Origin of the sequence: Candidatus Palauibacter sp. (genome assembly GCF_965213655.1) — a bacterium.
GTDB lineage: Bacteria > Gemmatimonadota > Gemmatimonadetes > Palauibacterales > Palauibacteraceae > Palauibacter.
Map to the genome: position 1 here is coordinate 1893798 of NZ_CBDBZT010000003.1, position 24502 is coordinate 1918299.

The 24502-nt window shown below is 68.0% G+C and carries 23 protein-coding genes; 9 read left to right on the top strand and 14 right to left on the bottom strand.

Annotation, left to right across the window (positions count from 1 at the left end):
* Positions 1 to 10: 10 nt before the first annotated feature.
* The gene (locus ACOOGH_RS10535) at positions 11 to 1237 is read left to right on the top strand and encodes a TlpA family protein disulfide reductase (protein ID WP_420448870.1); all 1227 of its coding nucleotides are present in this window, start codon (positions 11 to 13) and stop codon (positions 1235 to 1237) included.
* Between the two features lie 9 nt (positions 1238 to 1246).
* Here ACOOGH_RS10535 and ACOOGH_RS10540 read toward each other — a convergent pair whose 3' ends face one another.
* A complete protein-coding gene (locus ACOOGH_RS10540) occupies positions 1247 to 2668 on the bottom strand; it encodes a cytochrome-c peroxidase (protein ID WP_420448871.1) in 1422 nt (473 codons plus the stop codon).
* Between the two features lie 38 nt (positions 2669 to 2706).
* Positions 2707 to 3192: a cupredoxin domain-containing protein gene (locus ACOOGH_RS10545; protein ID WP_420448872.1), complete on the bottom strand. Its 486-nt coding sequence runs from the start codon at positions 3190 to 3192 to the stop codon at positions 2707 to 2709.
* Positions 3193 to 3328: 136 nt separating this feature from the next.
* On the opposite strand from ACOOGH_RS10545, the gene ACOOGH_RS10550 reads away from it, so the two are divergent.
* Positions 3329 to 4150: a TauD/TfdA dioxygenase family protein gene (locus ACOOGH_RS10550; RefSeq protein ID WP_420448873.1), complete on the top strand. Its 822-nt coding sequence runs from the start codon at positions 3329 to 3331 to the stop codon at positions 4148 to 4150.
* A gap of 161 nt (positions 4151 to 4311) precedes the next feature.
* Positions 4312 to 5643, top strand: a complete 1332-nt coding sequence (locus ACOOGH_RS10555; RefSeq protein ID WP_420448874.1) for an amidohydrolase family protein — start codon at positions 4312 to 4314, stop codon at positions 5641 to 5643.
* A gap of 5 nt (positions 5644 to 5648) precedes the next feature.
* On the opposite strand, the gene ACOOGH_RS10560 is transcribed toward ACOOGH_RS10555, so the two are convergent.
* Genes ACOOGH_RS10560 through ACOOGH_RS10590 form a run of 7 tightly spaced genes read right to left on the bottom strand, consistent with a single transcriptional unit; the run spans position 5649 to position 13588 of the window.
* On the bottom strand, positions 5649 to 6893 hold the full coding sequence (locus ACOOGH_RS10560) for a phenylacetate--CoA ligase family protein (RefSeq protein ID WP_420448875.1): 1245 nt from the start codon (positions 6891 to 6893) through the stop codon (positions 5649 to 5651).
* Positions 6890 to 7681, bottom strand: a complete 792-nt coding sequence (locus tag ACOOGH_RS10565; protein ID WP_420450114.1) for an ABC transporter ATP-binding protein — start codon at positions 7679 to 7681, stop codon at positions 6890 to 6892. Before ACOOGH_RS10565 ends, ACOOGH_RS10560 begins: the two co-directional genes overlap by 4 nt.
* Before the next feature lie 5 nt (positions 7682 to 7686).
* The gene (locus ACOOGH_RS10570; RefSeq protein WP_420448876.1) at positions 7687 to 8874 is read right to left on the bottom strand and encodes an ABC transporter substrate-binding protein; all 1188 of its coding nucleotides are present in this window, start codon (positions 8872 to 8874) and stop codon (positions 7687 to 7689) included.
* 38 nt (positions 8875 to 8912) lie between these two features.
* A complete protein-coding gene (locus tag ACOOGH_RS10575; RefSeq protein WP_420448877.1) occupies positions 8913 to 9974 on the bottom strand; it encodes a branched-chain amino acid ABC transporter permease in 1062 nt (353 codons plus the stop codon).
* Between the two features lie 10 nt (positions 9975 to 9984).
* Positions 9985 to 10857 (bottom strand): branched-chain amino acid ABC transporter permease, encoded by an 873-nt coding sequence (locus ACOOGH_RS10580; RefSeq protein WP_420450115.1) that lies wholly within the window; start codon positions 10855 to 10857, stop codon positions 9985 to 9987.
* Positions 10858 to 10859: 2 nt separating this feature from the next.
* Entirely contained in the window at positions 10860 to 12773 is a 1914-nt protein-coding gene (locus ACOOGH_RS10585) for an AMP-binding protein (RefSeq protein ID WP_420448878.1), read from the bottom strand.
* On the bottom strand, positions 12770 to 13588 hold the full coding sequence (locus ACOOGH_RS10590) for an ABC transporter ATP-binding protein (RefSeq protein WP_420448879.1): 819 nt from the start codon (positions 13586 to 13588) through the stop codon (positions 12770 to 12772). The genes ACOOGH_RS10585 and ACOOGH_RS10590 overlap by 4 nt, the downstream gene beginning before the upstream one ends.
* 138 nt (positions 13589 to 13726) lie before the next feature.
* Between ACOOGH_RS10590 and ACOOGH_RS10595 the strand changes: the two genes are divergently transcribed.
* Both ACOOGH_RS10595 and ACOOGH_RS10600 read left to right on the top strand, forming a co-directional pair.
* Complete coding sequence (locus ACOOGH_RS10595; RefSeq protein WP_420448880.1) at positions 13727 to 14611, top strand: DUF4159 domain-containing protein; 885 nt, start codon at positions 13727 to 13729, stop codon at positions 14609 to 14611.
* Positions 14611 to 15930, top strand: a complete 1320-nt coding sequence (locus ACOOGH_RS10600; RefSeq protein WP_420448881.1) for a Zn-dependent hydrolase — start codon at positions 14611 to 14613, stop codon at positions 15928 to 15930. Before ACOOGH_RS10595 ends, ACOOGH_RS10600 begins: the two co-directional genes overlap by 1 nt.
* Before the next feature lie 42 nt (positions 15931 to 15972).
* Here the strand turns inward: ACOOGH_RS10600 and ACOOGH_RS10605 are convergent, their stop codons facing one another.
* Positions 15973 to 17016: an acetamidase/formamidase family protein gene (locus tag ACOOGH_RS10605; RefSeq protein WP_420448882.1), complete on the bottom strand. Its 1044-nt coding sequence runs from the start codon at positions 17014 to 17016 to the stop codon at positions 15973 to 15975.
* The gene (locus ACOOGH_RS10610) at positions 17016 to 17513 is read right to left on the bottom strand and encodes a DUF4399 domain-containing protein (RefSeq protein WP_420448883.1); all 498 of its coding nucleotides are present in this window, start codon (positions 17511 to 17513) and stop codon (positions 17016 to 17018) included. Before ACOOGH_RS10610 ends, ACOOGH_RS10605 begins: the two co-directional genes overlap by 1 nt.
* 204 nt (positions 17514 to 17717) lie before the next feature.
* On the opposite strand from ACOOGH_RS10610, the gene ACOOGH_RS10615 reads away from it, so the two are divergent.
* Positions 17718 to 18821 carry a serine hydrolase gene (locus tag ACOOGH_RS10615; protein ID WP_420448884.1) on the top strand — a complete coding sequence of 368 codons (1104 nt, stop codon included), beginning with the start codon at positions 17718 to 17720 and terminating at the stop codon, positions 18819 to 18821.
* A 4-nt stretch (positions 18822 to 18825) separates the two neighbouring features.
* On the opposite strand, the gene ACOOGH_RS10620 is transcribed toward ACOOGH_RS10615, so the two are convergent.
* On the bottom strand, positions 18826 to 19017 hold the full coding sequence (locus tag ACOOGH_RS10620) for a DUF378 domain-containing protein (RefSeq protein WP_420448885.1): 192 nt from the start codon (positions 19015 to 19017) through the stop codon (positions 18826 to 18828).
* Between the two features lie 130 nt (positions 19018 to 19147).
* On the opposite strand from ACOOGH_RS10620, the gene ACOOGH_RS10625 reads away from it, so the two are divergent.
* Both ACOOGH_RS10625 and ACOOGH_RS10630 read left to right on the top strand, forming a co-directional pair.
* Positions 19148 to 19576 (top strand): cupredoxin domain-containing protein, encoded by a 429-nt coding sequence (locus ACOOGH_RS10625; protein WP_420448886.1) that lies wholly within the window; start codon positions 19148 to 19150, stop codon positions 19574 to 19576.
* A 130-nt stretch (positions 19577 to 19706) separates the two neighbouring features.
* Positions 19707 to 22061: a DUF5916 domain-containing protein gene (locus ACOOGH_RS10630; protein WP_420448887.1), complete on the top strand. Its 2355-nt coding sequence runs from the start codon at positions 19707 to 19709 to the stop codon at positions 22059 to 22061.
* Between the two features lie 39 nt (positions 22062 to 22100).
* Here ACOOGH_RS10630 and ACOOGH_RS10635 read toward each other — a convergent pair whose 3' ends face one another.
* A complete protein-coding gene (locus tag ACOOGH_RS10635) occupies positions 22101 to 22730 on the bottom strand; it encodes a TenA family protein (protein ID WP_420448888.1) in 630 nt (209 codons plus the stop codon).
* 17 nt (positions 22731 to 22747) lie between these two features.
* Positions 22748 to 23179 (bottom strand): Co2+/Mg2+ efflux protein ApaG, encoded by a 432-nt coding sequence (gene apaG / locus ACOOGH_RS10640; RefSeq protein ID WP_420448889.1) that lies wholly within the window; start codon positions 23177 to 23179, stop codon positions 22748 to 22750.
* 141 nt (positions 23180 to 23320) lie between these two features.
* Between apaG and ACOOGH_RS10645 the strand changes: the two genes are divergently transcribed.
* Positions 23321 to 24502, top strand: a complete 1182-nt coding sequence (locus ACOOGH_RS10645) for a pyridoxal phosphate-dependent aminotransferase (RefSeq protein ID WP_420448890.1) — start codon at positions 23321 to 23323, stop codon at positions 24500 to 24502.

Sequence of the window (24502 nt, forward strand, 5' to 3'; positions counted from 1 at the left end):
GATCGCAAACATGAGGACCTTCAGGACGAAACGATCGTCACGCGCGGCGACGGCGGTTGGTGTCGCCGCCGCCCTGTGCCTGTCATGCAACGCGGCCCCGACCGGCCCCGACCGGCTCGCCGACGCCGCAGCGGCCATCCAGCGGCTCTCGAGTCTCGCGTACGAGTATGCGTACGAGGGGTCCGGGAGCGCCGCCGGATCCTACGCCGGGAGGGTGCGGCTGCTCAGAGCCGAGGGCGAGCCCCCGATCTACTGGGCGGAACTTCGGCCGTCGCCCTCATGGACCCCCGCTGCGCAATCGGGCGACTCGCCTCCCGGCGACGCGCCCGGCGACGCGCCCGCGCTCATCCTGTCCGGGGGGGGCGATTACGTCGCGGCCCGCGACGAGGCGCTGGCCCGGTTCAGTCACGGGACGATCTCCGGCGGCTCCGGCCATCTCGTGGCGAGCGCCCCCTTCGCGGTCCCCGCCGCGTTCACGGATCCGCAACCGTTTCGGGCGGAACTTGCCGGCGACCTGGAACTCGTGAGCCGCGAGACGATCGGCGGCGTCGTGTGCGATGTGCTGCGCGGCAAGACCACCGAGTTCGGACCCGCGCAGGTGTGGTGGCACATCGGTGTCGAGGACGACCTGCCCCGTGCCTTTCGCTGGGAGGCGGATGACGGGAGCGGGGCCCTCGCGTTCGAGATCCCGAGCATGCTCATCGATGCACGGCTCACGCCCGATCAACTCGCGATCCGCGTGGACCTCCTCGACTCGGCAGGCGAAGAGGTGATCGACGAGGACGCGCGGCGGATCGAATCCGGCGTTCCGGCGCCCGACTGGTCGCTCGAAACGGACGCGGGTTTTCCCCTCCGCCTGTCGGACCTGCGCGGGGACATCGTCGTCCTGAGTTTCGGGGCGAGTTGGTGCGCTCCGTGCCGCGACCTCGCGGCCGCCTACGCCGCCCTCTCCGAGCGGTGGGCGACAGAGGGTGTGCGGCTGCTCAACCTCAACGCGTGGGAAAGCCCCGAGGTCGATCCCGGCCGGATCGTTCACGAGTGGGGACTCGATGCGCCTCTCCTCCTGCGCGCAGAGCGCATCGCTTCCGACTACAAGCTCGCCTCGGTGCCGGCGCTCTTCGTCGTGGATGCCGCCGGAGATCTCGCGCTCGTCAGGAATCCGACGCTGGCGGATCCGGAGGGCCAGGCGCGCGAACTGGAGCAGACCGTCCGGGCACTTCTGGGCACGGATCCCTGACCGCGGACGCTACTTGTCGATGGGCAGCCCGCTGGGCACGGTCGCCGGCGCCAGATGGGACAGGTCGCGCGCCGCGTCATCCGTCAGCGACTCGAGGAAGGCGACGAGGTCGTCCGCCTCCGCGTCGTCGAAGGTGATCGGGATCAGGATCGTGTCCCGCGTGGCCAGGATCTCGTCGAAGTTGATGAGCAGCGTGCCCCGCAGTTCGGGATCCACCTGCGATACGTCGTAGTCCCGGAGTCGGTTGTCGATGCTGTCGTAGTGGACCACGATCGCCTTCAGCGTGGCGAACTGGCCAGCGTGGCCGTACGGCCCCGTGAGCTCGACGTTCCGCATCGGGGGCGTCTTGAATAGCCGTCGGTGCGCCGGGTCTCCCGTCACGCGCTCGCGGCCGAAGTCGTCGTTTTCGCCCGGCCCGTCGCCCAGTCCCGGGCCGATCTGCGGAATGGCGGCGTTGTGGTGCTCGTTGTTGCGGTCGTCGAACTGGTCCGTCTCGTGGCACTGCATGCAGCGAATCGTCATGAAGCTCTTCGCGCCGCGTAGCGCCGAATCGCTCAATTGGTCGTTGTCGCCCTTCAGGAACCGGTCCCACGGCGTGTCGATGAAGGTGAGTTCGGACACGTAGAAGCCCGCGATCGCGTTCGCCGCGTGCGCGAAGGTCATGTCGTCGAAGGCCGTACCCGGATATGCGGCCTCGAACATCCCCCGGTATTCCTCGATCCCTCCCAGCCGCGCCATGAGCGCCGCCCACACGCCGGTGAAGTCGTCATCCTCCAGCGCCGCCAGTTCGTTGTCCTCGCCGAAGCCGCGCATCTCCTTGCGGCGCAGCACGGGGATCATGGGCTGCGCCGAGAGCGCGCCGAACTCGAATACCGCCTGCATCCCGGCGGTCAGCTGGTCGCCGGCTTCCGTCGAGATCGATCCGTCCTCCAGTGCCTCCACGAACCCGTCCCAGAAGAACTGGGTCGAGAGATGGAGGTTGAAGAGCGGGGGCGAGTTGCGCGGGATGAACTCGGCCTCGGGGTGCGTCCGGTTCGGGCCCAACCCTCGTCCCCCGACGCCTACCGAGAGCGACCGGCCGTCCCCCGTCGCGAAGCTGGGGAGGTGGCAGGTCATGCAGGAGAGATCCCGGTTCCCGCTCAGAATCCGGTCGAAGGCCAGAAGGCGCCCGAGTTCGACGAGTTCCGGCCGTACGGAGGGCGGAGGCTCCAGCGGGTCGAGATTCCGGTGGTCCACGAGGAGGCGGACGGTGTCGATGAGCATCGTCCGCACGACCTCGGGAGGGGGCGGAGGTGGAGGCTCGGGCGGAGGTGCGGGTTCAGGCGGAGGCGGCGGGACCGGCGGCGTGACGGACCCGTCCCCACAGGCGGCGAGGCCTAGGAGCATTCCGGCAGCCACGAAGGCGAGGGCGTTCCGAGTGCGATTCAACATGTGAGAGAAATATACACCGGGGTCGCGGAAAGCTCCCGTCAGGGAGTGGCCACCGTGATTCGCACGTCCATCATGTACTCGTGGTAGCGGCAGAAGAAGACGTACTCGCCTTCCACCCGGGGGTGGAACTCCCAGATCGTCCCCGGCCGCAGATCGTCGCTGTCCACCGCGTTTGCGCCCTCGGGGACCTTGCTGAACTCCACTCGGTGGATGTTCGTACCGTTCTGCGTCCACGTGATGGTCGCCAACCGTTTCACCGTCACCTGGGCTTCCTGATCGTGATTCCCGTCGGGATCGACGAAGGTGTCGTCCTGGATGTCGAAGTTCGCGTCCGACCCGAAAGGCACCTCCACCCGCGTCGGCGGGGGCGCGGGCGGCGTCGGCGGCGGCGTCCCGACCGGCGGCGGCGTCCCGGCCGGCGGGGGCGGCGGCGACGGAGGTTCGATGGGCGTGCCGACCGGACCCTCGCTACAATTAAGGGCTACACCCATCGCAAAAAGCAGGGCTGGCCAACGACCCTTCATTCAAGACCCTCCCAGGATACCGCGCCCACGATCCGACCTGAAAAAATGAAACGGCCCGCATGCCTTAGGCAAGCTCCAGCGCCTTTCGGCTGGCCGGGCGTTGCTGCGGAGCCTGATCCGTTCAAGATTCGCCGGCATGCGCAACACACTTGATGTCCGTCCGGTGACACCGGTCATCGGCGCCGAGGTGGACGGCGTGGATCTCGCCGCCCTCGATGATGACAGTTTCGGGGCCATTCGCGATGCGTTGATGGCGCACTGCGTCCTTTTCTTCCGGGACCAGGACATCTCCATCGAGAGCCAGAAGGCGCTGGGGGCGCGCTTCGGAGAACTCGTCGTCCATCCGAACGACCCGGGACTCGACGGACACCCCGAGGTCATGAGGATCCACGCCGATGAGAACTCGGTGCGGGCGACGGGCGAGCGGTGGCACTCGGATGTCTCCTGCGACCCCACGCCTCCTATGGGTTCGATCCTCCGCATGCACACGGTGCCCGACGCTGGCGGCGACACGTTGTTCGCGAACATGTACGCGGCGTACGAGGCGCTGTCGGACCGCATGAAGGCGCTGCTGGACGGCCTCTCTGCGATCCACGACGGGGGGCCGTACTACCGGGAGGTGAACCGGTTGATCGGACGCGATGACGGAGGCCGGTCCTACCCGTCGTCCGAGCATCCCGTGGTGCGAACCCATCCGGTGACGCGGCGGAAGGCGCTCTTCGTGAACCAGATGTTCACGGTCCGCATCGCGGGCCTCCCGCAGGGCGAGAGCGAGGCCGTGCTCGATTTTCTCTTCCGGCACGTCCAGCGGCCGGACTTCCACTGCCGGTTCCGCTGGAGCGAGAACTCGATCGCGTTCTGGGACAACCGCTGCACGCAGCACCACGCCATCTGGGACTACTTCCCCGCCGTTCGCTCCGGATACCGCGTCACCATCCGCGGCGAGCGCCCGGCCTAGCTCCGGCCACCTGTCGGTTAGAGCCGCGGCCGTTTGCCGGTTGGGGCCTCGGCCGTCTGGCGGCCAGGAACAATCGATCTTCACAGATTCGAAGACTCGCCTTACGATGGTTGTCCCGCTGCGCTGAGGCGCGGCGAGCCACCGCCCAAGGAGTTTGGACCATGCTGAAACGCACCCCTATTTCGCTCATCGTGCTCGCTACTGCGGCGATCCTCGGGGCCTGTAGCAGCGCCGACCCCGAATCCTCACCAGCGGAGGCGACCGTCGCGCCGGCGCTCGCGATCGTCGGCGCGACGGTCATTGACGGGTCCGGGGCGGACCCCATGCCCGACGCGACGGTCGTGGTCCGGGGCGGCCGCATCGAGACCGTGGGGCCGGCGGGGGGAGTCGAGGTTCCGGCGGACGCCGAAGTCGTGGACGCCGCCGGCAAGTACGTGATTCCCGGCCTCATCAACGCACACGGTCACGTGGGCGCGACCCTGGGCCTCGAAGGCGGGCACTACTCGCGGGGCAACGTCCTGCGCCACCTCGAGTTGTACGCAAGCTACGGGGTGACGACGGTCGTCAGCCTCGGCGGGGACGAAGCGGCCGGAGTCGAAGTCCGCGACGAACAGGACACGCCGTCGCTCGACCGGGCCCGGCTCTACGTGGCGGGCGCCGTGGTGACGGGCGACACGCCAGGTGCCGCGCTCGAGATGGTGAACGGGAACGCAGCCATGGGCGTCGACTTCATCAAGATCCGGGTCGACGACAACCTCGGCAGCACGCGCAAGATGACGCCGGACGTGTACGGGGCGGTGATCGAACGGGCACATGAGCTCGGACTCCCGGTGGCCGCGCACCTCTTTTATCTGGAGGATGCGCACGGGCTGCTCGACGCGAAGGTGGACTTCATCGTGCACAGCGTCCGTGACCGGGCTGTGGACGAGACGCTGGCCGAACGCCTGGTCGAAGCTGACGTCTGCTACTCGCCGACGCTGACCCGTGAGGTCTCGACCTTCGTGTACGAGAGCGAGCCGGAGTTCTTCTCGGACCCCTTCTTCCTCGCCTCCGCCGAACCGGCGGTGCTGGAGGCTCTGCGCGCCTCCGAGAGCATGGCCCGCTATAGCGAGAGCGAGTCGGCTCAGCGCTACAAGGAGGCCCTCGTGCAGGCGCAGGAGAACCTCGGCGCGCTATCCGACGCCGGCGTGACCATCGCCATGGGTACCGACACCGGCCCGCCCGCGCGCTTCCAAGGCTACTTCGAGCACATGGAACTCGCGCTCATGGCGGAGTCGGGCATGTCGCCGATGGAGATCCTCGTCGCCTCCACGGGAGACGCGGCGCGCTGCGCGGGGCTCGAGGGGATTGGGACGATCGCGGCCGGAAGCTGGGCCGACCTCATCCTCCTCACCGAGGATCCCCTGGAGGGGGTCGAGAACCTGCGCGCAATCGAGTCCGTCTGGATCGCCGGAAACGAAGTGCCCTCGGTCTCGGCCGGCCCCCAGTCCTGAGACCGTCAGCCTTGGCGACGGTCGACGATGGGGCGGGCGTCCTCGGCGATCGTCCCCGGTGCGACCGTGCGGACCTCCGCCCGAACCCGGGTCGTCCCCCTGAGGCGGGCGGCGAGCAGCTCGAGATCCGGCGGCCGCCCCGAGACGGCCTCCACGTGCACCGTGAGGATGTCGCGGTGGTCCTCCTCGGTGGCCACGCCCTGATACCGTAGCACGCCCGAAACGCCTACCAGGGCCTCCGCCAACTGGCGCGGGTGCACGAACATGCCGCGCACCTTCACGCCCTCGCCGACGCGGCCATGGAAACCCGCGAGGCGGGCGGATGTCCGGCCGCACCGGCACTTGTCCGGCAGGAACGTCGACAGATCGCCCGTGCCGAAACGGACGAGCGGGTAGACCGGGTTGGCGCTGGTAACGACGACCTCGCCGAGGTCGCCCGGAGCGCACGGTTCGAGCGTGCCGGGGTTCAGCACCTCGACGACGATGCCCGGCGCGATGTGCCACCCGTCCTTCGCCTCGCACTCGTATCCGATCGCGCCCGCGTCCGCCGTCCCATAGGCCTGGAAGACGGAGATTCCGGAGCTCTCCTCCAGCAGATTCCGGAGCGCCAGGGGCAGGGGCGCTCCGCTGACGAGAGCGCGGCGGAAGGTCGGCGTGATCCCGTCGTCCCTCCCCCGCTCCAGGAGAGCGAGGAGAAACTGAGGCGTCCCCGCGTAGCCGGTGGCGCCGAGCTCTGACGCCAGGGCAGCCTGGGCGGCGGTGTTCCCCACACCGCCGGGCACGACGACGCAGCCCACTGCGCGCAGCCCGGCATCCATCATGTGACCGCCCGGCGTCAGGTGGTAGGAGAAGGTGTTGAGCACGACCTCACGACGGCGGAAGCCCGCGGCCCGGAACGCCGGGGCCATGCGCCAGTAGTCCGCATGCTGCCCTTCCGGATCGTTGATCGGGCCCGGTGATCGGTGGATGCGCCGGAGCACTCCGACATCCACGCCGAGCATGCCGGCGAAGGGCGGATCGGCCGCCTGGAGCTTCGGCAGATCGTCCTTGGCGAGCACGGCCACATCCCTCAGACCCGCGACACCACGACGCTCGGGGTGCGCGACCCCGGCCGCCCGGAGCCGAACCGTCCCCTCCCGGCTGCGCTCGAGCGCCAGCCGAACCGCCTCGTCGGCGATCTCGTCCTGCGCCGCGGCCCAGTCCGCCGGGGCTTCGGCGGCGGGGTCCCAGAGAGGCAATCCCCCGCTCATGAGAGCCACCTCTTCCGCCGGCGATAGTGCTTCACGTCGCGATACGAACGCCGTCCGATCTCGCTCAGACCCAGGTAGAATTCGCGCACGTCCTCGTTGTCCCCCAGTTCCTCCGCGGATCCCTCCAGCACGACGCGCCCCGCTTCCATGACATACCCGTAATCGGCGACGGAGAGGGCGATGCGCGCGTTCTGCTCGACGAGCAGAATCGTCGTGCCCTCCTCCTCGTTGATGCGCCGAATGATCCCGAAGATCTCCTGTACGAGAATCGGCGCGAGCCCCAGCGACGGCTCGTCCAGCAGCATGAGCCGCGGGCGCGCCATGAGCGCGCGGCCGAGGGCCAGCATCTGCTGCTCACCGCCCGACAGATAGCCCGCCCATTGCCGCTTTCGCTCCGCCAGCCGCGGAAAGTACCCGTAGACCCGCTCCAGGTCCGCCGGCACCTGCGCGCGGTCCCGGCGCGTATGGGCTCCGGCGAGCAGGTTCTCGTGAACGGTAAGGTGCTCGAACACATGCCGGCCTTCGACGACCTGGAAGATCCCCTCGCGTACGATGCGGTCGGCCGGAAGACCGTGGATCTCTCGCCCATCGAACCGGATCGAACCGTCTGTGACCTCTCCGTCCTCGACCTTGAGCAGACCCGAGATCGCCTTGAGCGTCGTCGTCTTCCCCGCCCCGTTCGAACCGAGGAGGGCGACGATGTGGCCCTCCGGCACCTCGAGCGAGAGTCCGCGCAGGACGAGGATCACGTCGTCGTAGAGGACTTCGACGCTGTTGAGTTCGAGCAGAGGGATCACGGGGCCGTGAGGAACTCCGTCATGGCGGTCCACATTCCGTTCTCGGCACGGAAGAGCCTGAGCCCCTTCGAACCCCGGTGGTCGGTGGGCGTGAACGTGAGCGGCGGGCTCGCGCCGCCCGTGTCGAGTCCGTCGATCGATTCGATGGCGTTCTTGATGTTCTCGCCGGTCAACTCCTGTCCGGCATCGAGCACCCGCCGGATCCCTTCGACGAACAACCCCATCGTCCACCAACCCTGCGTGTACGCGTTCGTCTTCTCACTGTAGTCCTCCCCCCGGGACTCCAGGTAGTCGCGGATGTCCCGGACGCCGGGCACGTCATCTGTGAGCGGGGCCCACGGGATCGCCCCGACCACGCCTTCGGCGTCGTCCCCCGCCAGCCTCCAAAGGAGGGCGTTGGCACACCAGTTGAGGCACACGAACGTCGCATCGACCCCGAGGCTGCGCGCGTTACGCAACGCGACTGCCGCCGGTGCGGACGTGTTCTGGAACACGACGTACCGCGCTCCCGACTGCGTGATGCGCGAGAACTCCGCCGTGTAGTCGGTCGCGCCGCGCGACATCGCGTAGGGCGTGACGTCGACCCCGATCTCGCGTGCGTAGTCCTCGCCCCCCTGTACCCAGGGCGAGAGGCCGAACGGGCTCGCGTTGTGCATGAAGGCGACCTGCGCGTTCCCGTCGCCCTCCTTCGCCCGGTGGTCCTGCGCGATCCAGCGCAGCACGATCCGGAACTGGTCGCTGTAGCTGGTGGCCACGAGAAAGTTGTACGGGGATTCGTGCGCATCTCCGAGGACGTGCGAGAGCGACGCCGACGAGAACGGAATGCGATCCTCCATGATCCGGGGCCGCAGCGCCTCCGTATCGCCCGTGCCCCAGCCCATGAACACGAGGGCGCCCTCCTGGACGAACTGCGTGTAGAGTTGCTCGGCCAGCGGGACCTGGTACCCGTAGTCCTGGTAGATGAGGCGGATCGGTCGGCCATCGATGCCACCCCGCCCGTTGAGCCACTCGATGTGCCCCTGCACCGCGTCGGCGTAGTCGACCCCGACGTCGGCCGTCGGACCGGTGAGATCGAAGATGGCCGCGATCAGAATCTCGTTCTCCGCCCTCTCCCCCGAACCTCCGCAGGCGGCGAGAACGACCGCGGTGCACCAGATGGCGAAAGCGGATCGGCTGAAACGCATGTCCGGACCCTTCTTCCTGTTCGTGATTCTGCGGGTGATCAGCGGCCCTCTCCGCGGCGGTACGCGAACGGCCAGACGTAGAAGTAGTCTTTCACGTTCCGCCACAGTTTCGACAGACCCTCCGGCTCGAACAGGAGGAAGAGGATGATGACGAGACCGAACACCGCCTGCTGTACGCTGGGCAGGAGCGCGGCGATGGCGGGCGCAGATCCCTGCAGTCCTCGCCCGAGCGTGGCAATCGTAGCCGGGAGAAGGGTGATGAGCGCCGCCCCGAACAGCGATCCGCGGATCGTCCCCAGCCCCCCGACGATGATCATGGCCAGGTAGAGGATGCTCGTCTCGAGCGTGAAGCGTTCCCACGAGATGATGCTGCGGTAGTACGCGGTGAGAGCCCCGGCGAGCCCGACGAAAAACGACGAGGTGGCGAACGCGAGCAGTTTCGTCCCGAATACGTTCACGCCGATCACGCTCGCGGCGATGTCCTGGTCGCGCACGGCAACGAAGGAGCGCCCGATCCGCGAGCGGAAGAGGTTCGCCGTGAACAGCGCCGTGGCCCCCGCGAGAACCACGCCCACCCAGTAGAACCCGAAGTCCGTGTTCAGTCGCTGGCCGAAGAGCCGCGGCGCGGGGGCGACAAGGGCCTCGACCCCTCCGGTGAGCGCCGTCCAGTGCGTGATGGTCCAGTCCACGATCTCCTGAGCGGCAAGCGTCGAGATCGCCAGGTAGAGGCCCTTGAGACGCAACGAGGGAAGACCGAAGAAGACGCCCACCGCCGCCGTGGTGAAGCAGGCGACGACGATGCTCACGCCCCACGGCAGACCCAGCCTGAGCGTGAGCAGCGCGGAGGTGTAGGCGCCCACGGCCATGAACGCCCCCTGCCCGAGCGAGATCTGTCCCGTGTAGCCGACGAGGATGTTGAGCCCCAGGGCGCCGATCGTGGCGATCGCGATCTGGTTCGCGAGGTTGAGCCAGTACGGCGATGCGAGGAACGGGAAGACGAGAAGAGCAGCCACGAACACGCCGAGCCGGATCCGCTCCGCCGGCACGCGCCGGAGCCCCATGTCCGTCCGATAGTCCGTGTGAAAGACGCCGCACTCCAAGAGATCCCCCCTACACGCGCTCGATGATTTCTTTTCCGAACAACCCGTACGGGCGGACCATAAGGACGACGATCAGAGCAAGGTACGGCACGATGAGGTTCACGCCGTGGCCGACGTAGCCGCCCGCGTAGATCTCGAGCAGCCCGATGATCGCGCCCCCGACGACGGCCCCCCGGATCGAGTCCAGGCCGCCCAGAATCACGACCGGGAACACGCGGAGCCCCACCTGGGCTACGTTCGGACTCACGCCCACGATGTTACCGAGCATGATCCCGCCGATGGCCGCGGTCACCGCCGCCAGCGCCCACGCCGTGGCGAAGACCCGCGGAATGCTGATCCCCATGCTGAGAGCGGCCTGCTGGTCGTCCGCGATGGCCCGCATGGCGATCCCACTCCGTGTTCGCCGGAAGAGGATCGCGAGTCCGGCGAGCAGCGCGAGCGCGAGCGGGATCGCCACCAGTCGGTCCGCGCTCACCACGGCGGGACCCAGCATCACCTCCCCCTCGGGCAGAAACGACGGGAAGGCGCGCGGCTGCGGCCCCCATATGCCGTGTACAACGGCTCGCAGGACGCTCGAAAGCCCGATCGTCACCATGATCATCGAGATGATCGGCTCGCCGATCAGTGGCCGGAGCACGGTGCGCTCCACCGCGAGGCCGATCCCCGCCGCCACGAGCATCGTGAGGAGCACGCCCACCGTCCACGGGACCCCGATCTGGACGAGAGAGAAGAAGATGAGATAGGTCCCGAACAGGAGCAGGTCTCCCTGCGCGAAGTTGATGACGTCGCTCGCCTTGTAGATGATGACGAAACCCACCGCGGCGAGCGCATAGATCATCCCCGTGCCGAGACCCGTCACCGTGAGCTGCAGGAACTGGTCCACGCTCACCCCGCTCCGCTCAGGCGCTCGATCCGCAGATCGTGCTTCACGTTCGCCGTCCGGCCGTCCTGGTACGTGATCTCCATATCCACCGCCACGGAGTCATCGTCTCCGTACAGCGCCGCGATGAGTGGCTCGAAGCGCTCGGCAATGAAGCGGCGGCGCACCTTTCGCGTGCGGGTGAGCTCGGCATCGTCCGCGTGCAGTTCCTTGTGCAGCAGGAGGAAGCGCCGGATGCGGGCGGCCTCGGGCACGTCCGCGTTGACCGACTCGACATGCGCCTTCACCAGATCGTAGACCTCGCCCTTCTGCGACAGGTCCGTGAACGTCGTGTAGGCAAGCTGATGCCGCTCCGCCCACTGGCCGGCGTTTTCGAAATCGATCGCGATGATCCCGGCCACGTACGGGTGCTCCCCGCCGAACACCACGGCTTCGCTCACGTAGGGGCTGAACTTGAGGAGGTTCTCGATGAACTGGGGCGAGAACGTCGTGCCATCCGCGAGCAGCATCACGTCCTTCAGGCGGTCGACGACGACGAGGTGGCCCTCTCCGTCGAAGTACCCGGCGTCGCCGGAGTGCAACCAGCCGTCCACGAGTGTCTCGCGGGTCGCTTCCGGGTTCTCGAAGTATCCCTCGAAGACGACCGGACCGCGGGTGAGGATCTCTCCATCCTCGGCCACTTTGATGTCCGTCCCGGGCAGCGGCTCCCCGACGGTCTGGTATCGGATGTCGCCGTCCCGGTGCAACGCCGAGATCCCGGCGACCTCGGTCTGCCCGTAGATCTGCTTGAGATTCACGCCCAGCGCATGGAAGAAGCGGAAGACATCGGGCCCGAGCGCGGCCCCTCCGGTGTAGGCGTCGCGCAGACGCGTGAGGCCGAGCTGGTTCTTGATCGGACGCATGGCGACGACCTCCGCGATCCCGCGCCGGACCCGTCGCCAGGCGCCGGACGAGCGCCCCTCGAATGCGTCATCGGCCGTGTCTCCGCCGACGCGCATGGCCCACGCCTGTACCCGGCGCTTCAGGGGCGTGGTGTCCTCCACCATCACCTGCACTTCGGAGACCAGGTTCTCCCATATGCGTGGCGGCGAGAACATCACGCGCGGTCCTATCTCGCGCAGGTCCTGGCGGACGGTGCCCGGCTCCTCCGGAAAGTTCACGGGAAAACCGACGAGGACGTGACGTGAGACCGTCATCATCTGCTCACCGATCCAGGCGAGCGGGAGAAACGAGACGAACTCGTCCCCGGCCGTCATGGGGTCCACCTCCTGCAACTGATCGGCCATGCTGAGGAGGTTCGCGTGCGAGAGGACGGCGAGCTTGGGCTTGCTCGTCGTCCCCGATGTCGAGCACAGGAGGGCCGGGTCTTCCCCCCGTACGGTCGCGACTGAGGCGGCGTACTCGTGCGGCATCGCCTGGTCGCGCTCGGCCCCGCGCCGCTCCACCTCGGGAAAGGCGAGCAGTCCCGGCGCTGCGTAGGGGCCCAGTCCGCGCGGATCGTAGTAGATGATGTACTCGAGGCGGGGCAGCGCCTCCCGGATTTCGAGCACCTTGTCGACCTGCTCCTGGTCTTCCGCGACGACGACCCGCGCACCCGAGGCTCCCAGCAGGTATTCGAGTTCCGCGGCGACCGCGTCCTGGTAGAGGCCGAGGGGGAGCGCTCCGAGCGACTGTGCCGCCAGCTCCGCGATGACCCACTCCGGGCGGTTGTCCCCGACCATCGCGATCCGATCGCCCTTCTCGAGGCCGAGTTCCCGGAGCCCCAGCGCGAAATGACGCACCCGCCGCTCGTATTCGGACCACGTGATGCGCTGCCAGATCCCGAATTCCTTCTCGCGCATGGCGATATGGTCACCGCGGCTCGCCGCCTGCTGCCGCAGGAGGCCGGGCAGACTGCCGTCGACGGATCCGATGCTCACGAAACGGCGCCGGCCACGGATTCGGGGTGTCCCAGGTACGCCTCGATCACCGCAGGATCGGCCCGGACCTCCGCTGGAGAGCCCTCGGCGATGACCTGTCCGAATTCGAGGACGATCACGCGCTGGCAGATGTCCATGATCACGTCCATGTCGTGATCGATGACGACCGGCGTCGCCCCCCACTCTTCGTGCACGTCGAGGATGAAGCGCGCCATCGACTCCTTCTCCTCGGAGTTCATGCCGGCCATCGGTTCGTCGAGGAGGAGGATCTCCGGGTCGAGCGCGAGGGCGCGGCCGAGTTCGACAAGCTTCTGCTGTCCGTAGGGGAGGTTGCCGACGATGGCGTGGCGGATCGGCTCCAGATTGAGGAAGTCGATGACCTCCTCGACCCGCACCCGGTGACGGATCTCGTGGCGGCGCTGGGGACCCCAGAAGAGGCCGCCGGAGAGCACGCCGCCTCGCATGTGCACGTGGCGGCCGAGCATGATGTTGTCGAGCGCGGTCATGTGCTTGAAGAGTTCGATGCTCTGGAAGGTGCGCGCGACGCCAAGCCGGGCGATCCGGTGCGGCTGTATGCGGTGGAGCCGGTGGACCCGGCCTGCGGCGTCGCGCAGTCGGATGGTGCCTACCGTGGGCCGATAGAGGCCGGAAATACAGTTGAGCACGCTCGTCTTGCCGGCGCCGTTGGGGCCGATGAGCGCGAGAAGTTCGCCGCCGCGGATGTCGAGGCACACGTCCTCGAGCGCCGTCACGCCCCCGAAGCGGAGGGTGACGCCGTCCAGGTGCACGCTGGCTCGGCCATCGGGCTCGTTCATGTCGGCGCCTGCCGCCGTTCGGGACCGCCAGGGGGAACGCCTCGGGAAACGGGTGGTTAGTGTACGCCGCGCCCGATGGGCGTGAAAGATGGATCTCCCGGTGTTGACGAGCGGGCCCTCGACGATCCTTATGAGCGTATGACCGGTCCCGGACTGCGCCCCGCCCCGATAGCCATCGCGGCCCTGACCACCGTGCTGGTGGCCGCCGCCGTAACGGGCATGGCGCGCTGGCCCGACCCCTCACCGATCCCGGCCGCCGCGGAGGCGGTCTCTTCGGATCTCGGCGAGCGCGCGGCCGCGCGCGACCGGCTTCTCGAGCGCGAGCCGGGGCTGGCCCAGGCGCGGGCGGAATGGGGCCACGACTTCTACTTCACGCGCGCCATCTACACGAGCGGCCGGGGCTGGGGACGGAGAGGCGGATCTTGGGCGATCGACTTTCCGAAGGCCGACCGCCAGTTCCTCTTTATCCTCCACCGCCTCCTCACAAGGCTGGACCTGCACGAGTGGGAAAACCCGGTCGCGCTCACCGATCCGGAACTGCGTCGCTTCCCCTTCCTCTACATGCTCGAGGTCGGCCGCATGAACCTCTCCGAGGCCGAAATCGTGGGGTTGAGGGGCTACCTGGAGGCGGGCGGCTTCCTCGTCGTGGACGATTTCTGGGGAGACGACGCGTGGTACAATCTCGAGTACCACATGTCGCGCATCCTGCCCGGCCGCCCGATCGAGGACATCCCGCTGGACCACCCGATCTTCCACCAGTTCTACGACATCGACGAGATCATCACCGTCCCGAGCATCAACAACGCGATGAGGGGCCGGTACAGGGAATGTTGGGAGCTGCCCTGCACGCCCACGGTGCGCGGGATCTTCGATGACCGGGGCGAGCTGATGGTCGTCATCAACCACAATACGGATCTGGGCGACGCATGGGAGTGGTCGGAGATCCCGTACTACCCGATCGACCGGTCGACGTACGCCTACGAACTGGCCATCAACTACATCATTTACGGCCTGACCCACTGATGGTCCCCATCTCCCGGCGGCGGTTCGGGACGCTCGCCCTCGGCGTCGCGGGGGCGGCGGCGGCCCCCTGGCCGCTGCGCGCGCTCGGGCGTCAGCGGCTGCTCGTGGACGGCGACCGGCTCAACCGCCGGCTCGGCGAACTCGCGCGCTTCAGCAGTTCCGCCGAAGGCACGACGCGGCTCGCCTACAGCGACGAGGACCGGGCGGCCCGCGCCTGGCTATCGGACATCATGACCGGCCTCGGCCTCGACGTGCATGTGGACCGGGCAGCCAACCTCATCGGCCGGCGGCGCGGCACCGACCCGTCGCTCGCCCCCATCCTCGTCGGCTCCCACATCGACTCGGTCCCGGCGGGCGGGAGCTACGACGGGCAGGTCGGCTCGATGGGCGCGCTCGAGGCGATCGAGACGCTGGTGGACGCGGGCCGCGACACCCGGCACCCGCTGGAACTCGTCATTTGGGCCAACGAGGAGGGCGGCAAGACGGGCAGCCGCGCGATCGCGGGCGAGACCCTGCCCTGGGAAGTCGATATCGTCACGGCGAGCGGGTTCACGATCGGCGAGGGCACGAAGCGCCTCGGCGGAGACCTCACCGACCTGGCCGCGGCCCGGCGAGAAGCCGGCAGCCTGGCGGGCTACCTCGAACTGCACATCGAACAGGGGTTCGTCCTCGACCGCGGCGAACTCGACATCGGCGTCGTGCAGGGCATCGTCGGCATCCGCCGCTGGACGGTGACCGTCGACGGGTTCGCGAACCACGCCGGCACCACGCCCATGGACCTGCGGCAGGACGCGATGGTGACGGCGGCACGCATCATCGACGCCGTGCAGGTGACCGCGCTCGAACTGCCCGGGCGGCATGTGGCCACGGTCGGCCAACTGGCCGCCGAGCCGGGCGCGCCGAACGTCATCCCGGGCCGGGTCACCTTCAGCCTCGAGATCCGCGACCTCGCCATGACCGGGATCGATGCCGTCTTCCGGGCCATCCGGTCGCGAGCCGAGGAGATCGCCGCGGCGGACGGCACGACGGTCTCCATCGAACAGTTCTACGAGAGTCGCGCGGCGCCCACCGACGCGCGCCTTCGCGACCTTATTGAAGCCGAAGCCGGCGATCTCGGGCTGACGTCTCTCCGCATGCCCAGCGGGGCGGGCCACGACGCGCAGAGCATCGCCCTGCTGGGACCGGTGGGGATGATCTTCGTGCCGAGCCGCAACGGCATCAGCCACTCGCCGCTCGAGTTCACCGAGCCGGATCAGATCACGGCGGGGACGAACGTGCTGCTTCGCACCCTGCTCGCGATCGACGCGCGCGGCCTCTGATCCGGGCCGCACGCGACGCTCGGCCGGGACTCAGCCTGCGGTTCAGTTGCCGATCACGTCCTTCGAGATGCGCATGGCGACGAGCATGTTCGGCACGTCCACGACCTCGGAGATCTTGAGGTCTCCCGCCATCGAGGCCAGCTGGTACGCTTCCTGCCGTGACAGGTCCCGCGAACTCACGAGATAGTCGATCATCGCCTCGACGGCGTTCCGCGCCGCCTCGTCGATCGTGGGCGCGAACCCGGTCACGGCGTAGAACTCATCCGTCTCGTAGTGGGGCGACGGGATGGGCCCGGCCCCCTTGATGACCTCGAGTTCATAGACCACGCGCAGCGGCCCTTCGATCGCGGTGCCGCCCACTTCCCCGTCCCCCTGCGCGATGTGCGGGTCGCCGATCGAGAAGAGGGCGCCCTGCACCAGAACCGGGAAGTACACGGTCGTGCCCTCGACCAGATCGCGGTCGTCCATGTTGCCGCCGTTCTGGCGAGGCGGGATCGTGACGAGCATCGAATCGGTGTCCGGCGCCACCCCCATCACGCCGGGGAAAGGACGCAGCGGAATCCGGACCCCGGGCGCGAAGCCGACGCTCGTATCCCCTGGCTCGAACTCGAAGATCCGCAGGTACGGATCGGGGAACCGATCGGCGAGAAATCCGAACCCTGGGACGTTTGCGACCCAGCCCCAGTCGCCCAGTTCGATCTCGTGCAGCGTGACCGCCAGCAGATCGCCCGGTTCGGCGCCCTCGACGTAGACGGGCCCCGTGAGCGGGTGGATCGGATCGAAGCTCAACGTGGCGAGATCCTCGACGGTGGACTCCGGAGTCAGTTGCTGATCCGATGCCTCCTCGAGGTAGGCCTCGATGACGGCGCCCGACCCCACCGTCAGAATCGGCGGGATCGTGCGGCTCCACCGGTTGTGCGTCTGGTCGGCCGTCAGCGTGTGCTGTGGCTCCGGCGTCGGCGTCGGCGACCCCTCTTCATCGCCCGCCATTTCGCTGGCGGAATCGGTCCCGTTTTCCGGCGCGCAGCCCGCCGCGATGATGAGCGCGAGTAGCGGAACCCCGGCGCAGGTTTTCCCGCGTGCCATCACTCTTCGTTCGCGACCGTGAAGTGGAGCGTGTCCACGACCGGGGGATCGAGCGGGATGTGCGCCGGGTTGGCCACGACCGCGATGAGCCGGTGCTCTCCCGGCGCGAGGCCTTCGAGCAGACGCTCGGTGCTCCCGTCCCCCATGTGGATGATCTGCGGATCGTTCTGCGGGATCATGTCGGTGAGCGGGGTGAGGTCCACGTCGACGTAGAGGTGATGGTGTCCCGTGCCGACCACGGGGGGCGTGATCGAGACGATTTCGATCCCCTCGGTCTCCATGACGACCAACACGTCGGCGCCCACCGTCGAGCCCTCTTCCGGCTGCGCGATGCGTACGGTGACAGCCGGCTCGGCGGGCATTGCTTCGGCCATGGCCTCGGGCATCTCTTCGGCCATCTCGGCGTCCTCGGCCTGTTCTCCTCCGCCGCAGGCGATGGCGAGCGAGAGCGGGGCGATGAGGGCAACGGGGATCCAACTCGGGCGGGGGAAACGCATGAAACCTCCTGGACGAACGATCCGTCGGTGCGACGCGGCATTGGGACCCGCAGATTAGGGAAACGGACCCGCCCGCGCGAGACGCACGAGCGGATGCTGTGCCGTATACAACGTTTCCGTCCGCCGCATGTTCTCAACCACAGAGCACGCGTTCACGAGGCGAAGAGGCCCGCACATGTCCGACCGTCCATCTCCCGTGCACCAGTGAGCCTCCGCGCAACCTCCCTCGCGGCAAGCTTCCTCCTCCTCGCGTCCTCCGGCCGCGCCGTGGCGCAGGAGGTCCTCGGGCCGCCCGTTCCGGGACCCATGCCCGTCGGGGCGGCGTGCGTCGTCCCCGACTCGATCGGCGAGGGACTCCGCCGCATCGCGCGAAGGGTCAGGGACGCCGTCGGCGTCTCCGCGCTGCACGTCGAGTCGGGCGCGCGGATCTCGTTCAACGGAGACCAGCCTTTCCCGATGGCGAGCGTGTCCAAGGTCCCCATGGCACTCGAGTTCCTGCGGCGCGTCGACCTGGGCGAGATCGATCCCGCCGAGACGGTCGTGGTCACCGTTGAGGAGTTCCGCGCGGGCCACAGTCCGCTCGCCGCCTGGTCGGGCGCGCGGTCCGTGCGCATCACCGTGGACAGCCTCTTCTCGCTCATGCTCGGCCAGTCGGACAACACCGCGACGGACGTGGTCCTCAACATGTCGGGCGGGCCGGAAGCCGCCACGCGCCACCTCCGGCAACTGGGTGTGGAAGGCGTGCGCGTCGACCGCTCCGAGGCCCGCACGTTCGCCGACCTGGTCGGCCTCCCGGACACGATTCCCGAGAGCGAACTGTACCGCTACCAGTATTTCCGGCTGCGTGATGCCCTGCCCGACCCGCACCGCCAGGCCGCGCGCGAGCGCTACGGGTCGGACCCGCAGGACACGGCCACGCCGGAGGGGATGACGGATCTCCTGCTCACGATCCACGAGGGTGAGGGGCTCAGTCCCGAATCGCGCGCCTGGATCCTCGACGTCCTGAACCGGTCGCGCTCGGGGTCCGGGCGGATGCGGGGCCGGCTGCCGCGCTCGACCTTCGTCGCGCACAAGACGGGAACGATGGGCGGCGCCATCAACGACGTGGGGATCGTCATCCTGCCGGATGGCGCGGGCCATCTCATCGTCTCGGTGTTCGTGAACACTCTGCGGAGTCCGACGTGGCGGCGGGAACGCACCATCGCGGAGATGACGCGTCTGCTGTACGACTACTTCAGTGAGGAATTCAGGGGGCGGGGCGCCGCGGTCGCGCTCGCGCGACGCTTCGGCACCCCGTGTGTCGCCTGATCGTTCAGTCGCTCCGGTTTCCGTTGGCGAAGATCCTGTACAGCGCCGCCCAGCCCACCGCGATATACACAAACCGGGCGAGGGGGCCGAAGGTCGCGGCCACGAAGTTGAATCCGATGAGGCCGATCAATCCCCAGTTCAGGGCGCCGGCCAGCAGCAGTGCGTTCGCCACTCTGTTGCAACTCTTGCCGTTCATGTATCTCTCCCGACCGAATCTGGCTTTAGGGTCCGGGGGGTAGGGAACCCCGCCCGGCGACCCGGCATGGTACGAAGACATAGTACGAAGGAAGATCGGTCGGGTTTCGCAGGGCGGAAAGGATGATTCCGTGAGACGTCGCGAATTCGTTGTAGCCCTGCCCGGCATTCTCGCCGTGGCAGCGTGCGGAGACAGCTCCGGGCCCGACACGGCGCAGCCCGAACCGCCGCCTCCGCCGCCCCCACCGCCGGGGGCGGTGCCGGGCGCGAATGTGACCGTGAACATCGAGGACAACGCCTTCGTCGACCCCAATGGGGGCCGTAACGGCGACGCGGAAGTGACGATCGCCAGCGGGGAGACCGTTGGCTGGCGTCACGTGGGCGCGAACCCCCACACGGTGACCTCTACCGAAGTTCCCTCGGGCGCGATGGCCTTCGACAGCGGAACGATCGGCTACAACGAGACCTTCCAGGTCAGGCTCAGTGTGCCTGGGACGTACGTCTACCACTGCGCCACCCACCCGAGCATCATGCTGGGATCCCGCATCATCGTCACCTGACCGCTCCGGCTCGCTATTCAACCCTGCCCGCGACGCGCGTGTCGTCTATCTGAACCTCGTTTGGACTTCGTCGCTTCGACCTCGTCCGAGCAGCAGACCGGCCATCACCACGGGATCGACGCGAATACAGATGACATGCGCGCGGCATATTCGGCGGCTGTCGGGGATCGGTCTTGCCCTCGCCGCGCTCCATCCCGGCGCGGCCCGCGAGGCGTCGGCCCAGGAGGGCACCGGCTCCACGATCCAGGCAACGCGGCTCACCGCCGAGGAACGCATCGACCTCGACGGCAACATCGAGGAATCCGTCTGGGGCCGCATCGAGGCCATCAGCGACTTCCGGCAGCGTGAGCCCATCGAGGGCGGCACTCCGACCCATCCCACCGAGGTTCGCATCGCCTACGACCGCGACAACCTGTACATCGCGGCGATTCTGTTCGACGACCCCGACCACATCCTCGCCCGGCAGCGCGCGCGCGATGCGTTTCTGTTCACGGACGACCGGTTCGCCTGGGTGCTCGACACCTTCCGGGACGGGCGCACCGGCTACCATTTCGAGACGAACGCGGCCGGCGCCCTCAGCGATGGACTCATCACGGGCACCGGTGGCGGTGGCGGTGGCGGAGGGGGAGGGGGAGGCGGATTCGGCGGCGTCAACCGCTCGTGGGACGGGATCTGGGAGGTGCGCACCGCGCGCCGCCCCGACGGGTGGTCCGCGGAGATCCGGATTCCCTTCCGCACCCTGAACTTCGTCCCGGACGGCGGGAGCTGGGGCATCAACTTCCTGCGATCGATCCGGCGCCACAACGAGGAAGTTCTGTGGCGCGGATACGGGCGGAACGAGGGCCTGAACCGCCTCGTATTCGCGGGCGAACTCGCGGGGCTGGAGGGTCTCTCACAGGGCATCGGGCTGGAAGCCGTAGCCTCGGGCATCGGGAGTTGGCGCAACACGCCCGACGAAACCGACCCGACCACGTTTCCGCGCGACGTCAGCCTCGACCTGAACTACAGCGTGACGCCCAGCCTCCGCGCCTCCTTCAGCGTGAACACGGACTTCGCGGAGGTCGAGAGCGATCAGCGGCGCGTCAACCTGACCCGCTTCCCGCTCCGCTTCCCCGAACAACGCGACTTCTTCCTCGAGGGTTCGAGCGTGTTCGCCTTCGCCCCCCGCAGCGGCCCGCAGCCCTTCTTCTCGCGCCGGATCGGGATCGAGGGGGGGCAGCAGGTGCCCATCGACTACGGCGTCCGCCTCACCGGGCAGCTCAACGGGGTCGACCTCGGCTTCTATCAGATGGGCACGGGCGCACACTCGTTCGTCGAGACCGGCGTGCCGGTGGATCCGGCGGATCCGCCGCCGGAGGACCACGTCCGCTTCGAACGCGAGACGTTCACGGTCGCGCGAGCCCGCGTCCCGATCCTCGAACAGTCGAGCATCGGCGCCATCTACACGCGCCGCGGCACGGCGCTCGACGAGACGGGGTTCGCCCCGGCGGACCGGCATACGCTCGGCGCGGACCTCGACTATCGGACCAACAGCCTGTTCGGGAACAAGAATTTCGAGGCCGAGGCGTTCATGGCCTGGAACTCGAATCCGGACCCGTCCGTGTCGAGAACCTTCCAGGATCTTTCCGCCTGGGGCGGCCGCATCAGCTTCCCCAACGACCTCTGGTCGGGGCACGTCTCCTACCGGGAATTCGGGGACGACTACAGCCCTGCGGTCGGGTTCGTGTCCCGGAACGACTTTCGCCGCGTGGAGCCGCGGATCGGCTGGTCGCCCCGTCCAGCCATCGACTGGATCCGACAGGTGGAGGTGTCCGTCCAGCTGAGGAATCTGTGGGAGATGGGATCCATGATCCTGGAGGAGCAGGAACTCCAGCTGAACGTGCTCGATATCGACTTCGAGAGCGGAGACAACCTGAGTTTCGAGGCGGTGCGGACGTACGAATTCCTCGACGGGCAGTTCGAGATCAGCGACGGCGTAGACATCATGCCGGGCGACTACACGACCTGGGACTACCAGATCCGCGGCCGGACGACGAGTCGCCGGCCCGTTTCCGTCCGGGGCGGAGCCAACATCGGAGGCTTCTGGAACGGCGACCGCGTGCGGGTCGACCTGAACGCGAACTTCCGGCCGAACCCCGGGATCAACCTGGAGACGGGCTACGAACGCAACGCCGTGAACCTGCCGCAGGGAGACTTCGTCACGAACCTCTATCGCCTCGAGGGTTCATGGGACCCGACCCCGTGGATCGGCGTCACGAACCAGTTCCAGTACGACGATGTGAGTCGCGTGCTCGGGCTGTTCATGCGCTTCCGCTGGATCCTGAAGCCGGGGAACGACCTCTTCCTCGTCTACACCCACAACTGGCAGAACCTGGAGTCGGGGCTGCTCGACGCGCCGGAGGACTCCGACCCGCAGAGGTGGATGGACCTGAGGACGCTCTCGCGCGGCGCCTCGATCAAGCTGAACTACACCTACCGCTTCTAGCGTCCGCCAAGGCCGGCGGGCCTGTCCTCCGCGTCCCGACTACTCCCCGAACGCCTCGAAGAACGCGAGTTCATGGCGCATGGCCTCGGCATAGGCCTCCTCCGCCCGCTCCGGCATGTCCGCGGCCAAGTCGTCGAGCAACGCTTCGAGTTCCGCTGCGAGCCCCTCGAAATCCGGCGAGGCATACGTCTCGATCCAGTCGCGATAGGGGTTCTCACGGCGGTCTCCGGCCGCGAGACGCCGCCCGAGCCAGGCGTAGAGCCGCATGCAGGGCGTCATCGCCGCGAGGATCTCCCCGGCCTCCGCGTTCCAGGCCGCGCGCGCGAGGAAATCCGTGTATCCCTTCGCGGCGGCGTTTGGTGTCACGGCGTCGAGGTCGATGTCGAGGCGTTCGGCGTAGGCGCGGTGCAGCTCGAGTTCGTCGAGGACCCCCTGCATGAGGGCGTGCAGCCGGCGGGCGACGTCGATCCGGTCTGCCGTGCGCGCCGCGGCGACGGCGTAGGCGCTGAAGAAGGCCTTGAGAAAGAACGCGTCCTGCGCCACGTAGCGGCGGAAGGCGTCGCGGGCGAGCGATCCGTCGGCGAGGCCGCGCACGAAGCGGGAGTCGAGACAGGCCTGCGCGAGGCCGGCGTTCCGGGCCCAGAGCGCCTGGTGGAGCGGTTCTGCCATGTGTCTCGGAGCTCTCGCTAGTTGAACAGCGTCCCCACGGCTTCGGGCGGGGCGTTGAAGTGGAAACGCGGGACCGGGGCGCGGAAGACGGAACCGTCCCGGCGCCGGAAGTGGTAGAACCCCTCCATGTGGCCCGTCGGACCCCGCAAGACGCAAAAGCTGTTGTACTGGTGCGCGTCGCCGGGGCGGAGCACCGGAGACTGGCCGACGACGCCCTCCCCCTCGACCTCGTGGTCCCCCGCCATGGGATCGTGAATGAACCAGTGGCGCCAGAAAAGTTGCGCCGTCTCGGTCCCGACGTTCTCGATCGTGATGTGGTACGCGAAGACGTACTGCCACGCCGCGGGATCCGAGTGCGCGGCCACGTACTCCGGCCGCACGTGGATCGCCATCGCGTCCGGGACGATGGGCGGGGCGCCGGGGTCGGGTGGGGTCTGGTTGGTGGTCATTCGACCCGAGGATATGTCGTCACCGTTGCGCAGGCCACGTCTCGCGCCGCAGAGTATCAGTGACGCGTTTTGTTCGGGCCACACTCCCGGTTCGTGGTCGACGGCCGGGCGACAGGGACTTGAGGGAGCATGGAGGAAGCGATGGATTCCAAGCACACGTTCTCACGCCGACACTTCATGGGCGGGGCCGCCGCGGCTCTGGGCGCCGTGAGCCTGAACCCCACCGCCGTCATCGGCGCCGGGCTCAAGCCTCCCCCCAAGGGCGTCGAGCCGCTCGATCCCTACGACGATCTCGCGAAGCTCTCCTCCAACGAGAACCCGTACGGGCCCTCGGAGAAGATGCTGGAGGCGATGAAGGGGGCCTGGAAGTACTCGAACCGGTACGGCTATCCCGACGGCGACATCCTCGAGAAGATCGCGGCCTCCCACGGGGTCCCCACCGATCACATAATGATCAACGCGGGCTCCGGCGAGACGCTGCGCGTGGCGGGCCTCGCCTTCCTGCGCCACGAGGAGAAGGTCGTCGGCGTTTCGCCCACGTACCTGACCGTCTACCGGACCGCCTCCGGGATCGACGCGGACGTGATCGAGCGCCCGCTCCTGCCCGACTACACGCAGGACATCGACGATCTCATCGAGGTCACGAACCGGAACTACCGGGACGTGGGGATGGTCTACATCTGCAATCCCAACAACCCCACCGGCGTCATCGTGCCCGGCGATGACATCCGACGCCTGCTGGACGGGATTCCGGAAGACATCCCGGTCCTCATCGACGAGGCGTACCACCACTTCATCGAGGACCCGCGTTACGAGACGGCCGTCCCCTACATCAAGGAAGGCCGCAAGGTGCTGGTGACTCGCACCTTCTCGAAGATTTACGGGCTGGCGGGCATGCGCCTCGGCTACGGGATCGCGCCACCCGACATGATCGACCAGATGCGGGACTACGCGACGGGCAGCGTGAACGCGCTCGTGAAGTGGGGCGGCGTCGCGGCGCTCGAGGACAAGGAGTACGAGGCCTGGATCAAGGAGACGTCCAACACGCTCCGGGACCAGACCGCCGACGCCGTCAGGGCGCAGGGGTTCGACGTGCTCCCGTCGGAGACGAACTTCTTCATGGTCCGCACCGGCCGTCCCACGGCCGAGGTGAGGGCCGAGTTCCGGAAGCACGATGTGGCCGTGGGCCGCGACTTCCCGCCCATGCTCGACTGGCTGCGGGTCTCCATCGGGACGGAAGACGAGATGAAGCGCTTCATGACGGCGTGGAACCAGATCTTCCCCGACGGCATGACGGCGGCCGACAGCAACAGCGGCTTCTAG

What these genes read in the sequence shown, in the direction of transcription:
- ACOOGH_RS10535 (WP_420448870.1), top strand. Translation starts at nt 11, where the DNA reads ATGAGGACCTTCAGGACGAAACGATCGTCACGCGCGGCGACGGCGGTT.
- ACOOGH_RS10540 (WP_420448871.1), bottom strand. Translation starts at nt 2,668, where the DNA reads ATGTTGAATCGCACTCGGAACGCCCTCGCCTTCGTGGCTGCCGGAATG.
- ACOOGH_RS10545 (WP_420448872.1), bottom strand. Translation starts at nt 3,192, where the DNA reads ATGAAGGGTCGTTGGCCAGCCCTGCTTTTTGCGATGGGTGTAGCCCTT.
- ACOOGH_RS10550 (WP_420448873.1), top strand. Translation starts at nt 3,329, where the DNA reads ATGCGCAACACACTTGATGTCCGTCCGGTGACACCGGTCATCGGCGCC.
- ACOOGH_RS10555 (WP_420448874.1), top strand. Translation starts at nt 4,312, where the DNA reads ATGCTGAAACGCACCCCTATTTCGCTCATCGTGCTCGCTACTGCGGCG.
- ACOOGH_RS10560 (WP_420448875.1), bottom strand. Translation starts at nt 6,893, where the DNA reads ATGAGCGGGGGATTGCCTCTCTGGGACCCCGCCGCCGAAGCCCCGGCG.
- ACOOGH_RS10570 (WP_420448876.1), bottom strand. Translation starts at nt 8,874, where the DNA reads ATGCGTTTCAGCCGATCCGCTTTCGCCATCTGGTGCACCGCGGTCGTT.
- ACOOGH_RS10590 (WP_420448879.1), bottom strand. Translation starts at nt 13,588, where the DNA reads ATGAACGAGCCCGATGGCCGAGCCAGCGTGCACCTGGACGGCGTCACC.
- ACOOGH_RS10595 (WP_420448880.1), top strand. Translation starts at nt 13,727, where the DNA reads ATGACCGGTCCCGGACTGCGCCCCGCCCCGATAGCCATCGCGGCCCTG.
- ACOOGH_RS10600 (WP_420448881.1), top strand. Translation starts at nt 14,611, where the DNA reads ATGGTCCCCATCTCCCGGCGGCGGTTCGGGACGCTCGCCCTCGGCGTC.
- ACOOGH_RS10605 (WP_420448882.1), bottom strand. Translation starts at nt 17,016, where the DNA reads ATGGCACGCGGGAAAACCTGCGCCGGGGTTCCGCTACTCGCGCTCATC.
- ACOOGH_RS10610 (WP_420448883.1), bottom strand. Translation starts at nt 17,513, where the DNA reads ATGCGTTTCCCCCGCCCGAGTTGGATCCCCGTTGCCCTCATCGCCCCG.
- ACOOGH_RS10620 (WP_420448885.1), bottom strand. Translation starts at nt 19,017, where the DNA reads ATGAACGGCAAGAGTTGCAACAGAGTGGCGAACGCACTGCTGCTGGCC.
- ACOOGH_RS10630 (WP_420448887.1), top strand. Translation starts at nt 19,707, where the DNA reads ATGACATGCGCGCGGCATATTCGGCGGCTGTCGGGGATCGGTCTTGCC.
- ACOOGH_RS10635 (WP_420448888.1), bottom strand. Translation starts at nt 22,730, where the DNA reads ATGGCAGAACCGCTCCACCAGGCGCTCTGGGCCCGGAACGCCGGCCTC.
- apaG (WP_420448889.1), bottom strand. Translation starts at nt 23,179, where the DNA reads ATGACCACCAACCAGACCCCACCCGACCCCGGCGCCCCGCCCATCGTC.
- ACOOGH_RS10645 (WP_420448890.1), top strand. Translation starts at nt 23,321, where the DNA reads ATGGATTCCAAGCACACGTTCTCACGCCGACACTTCATGGGCGGGGCC.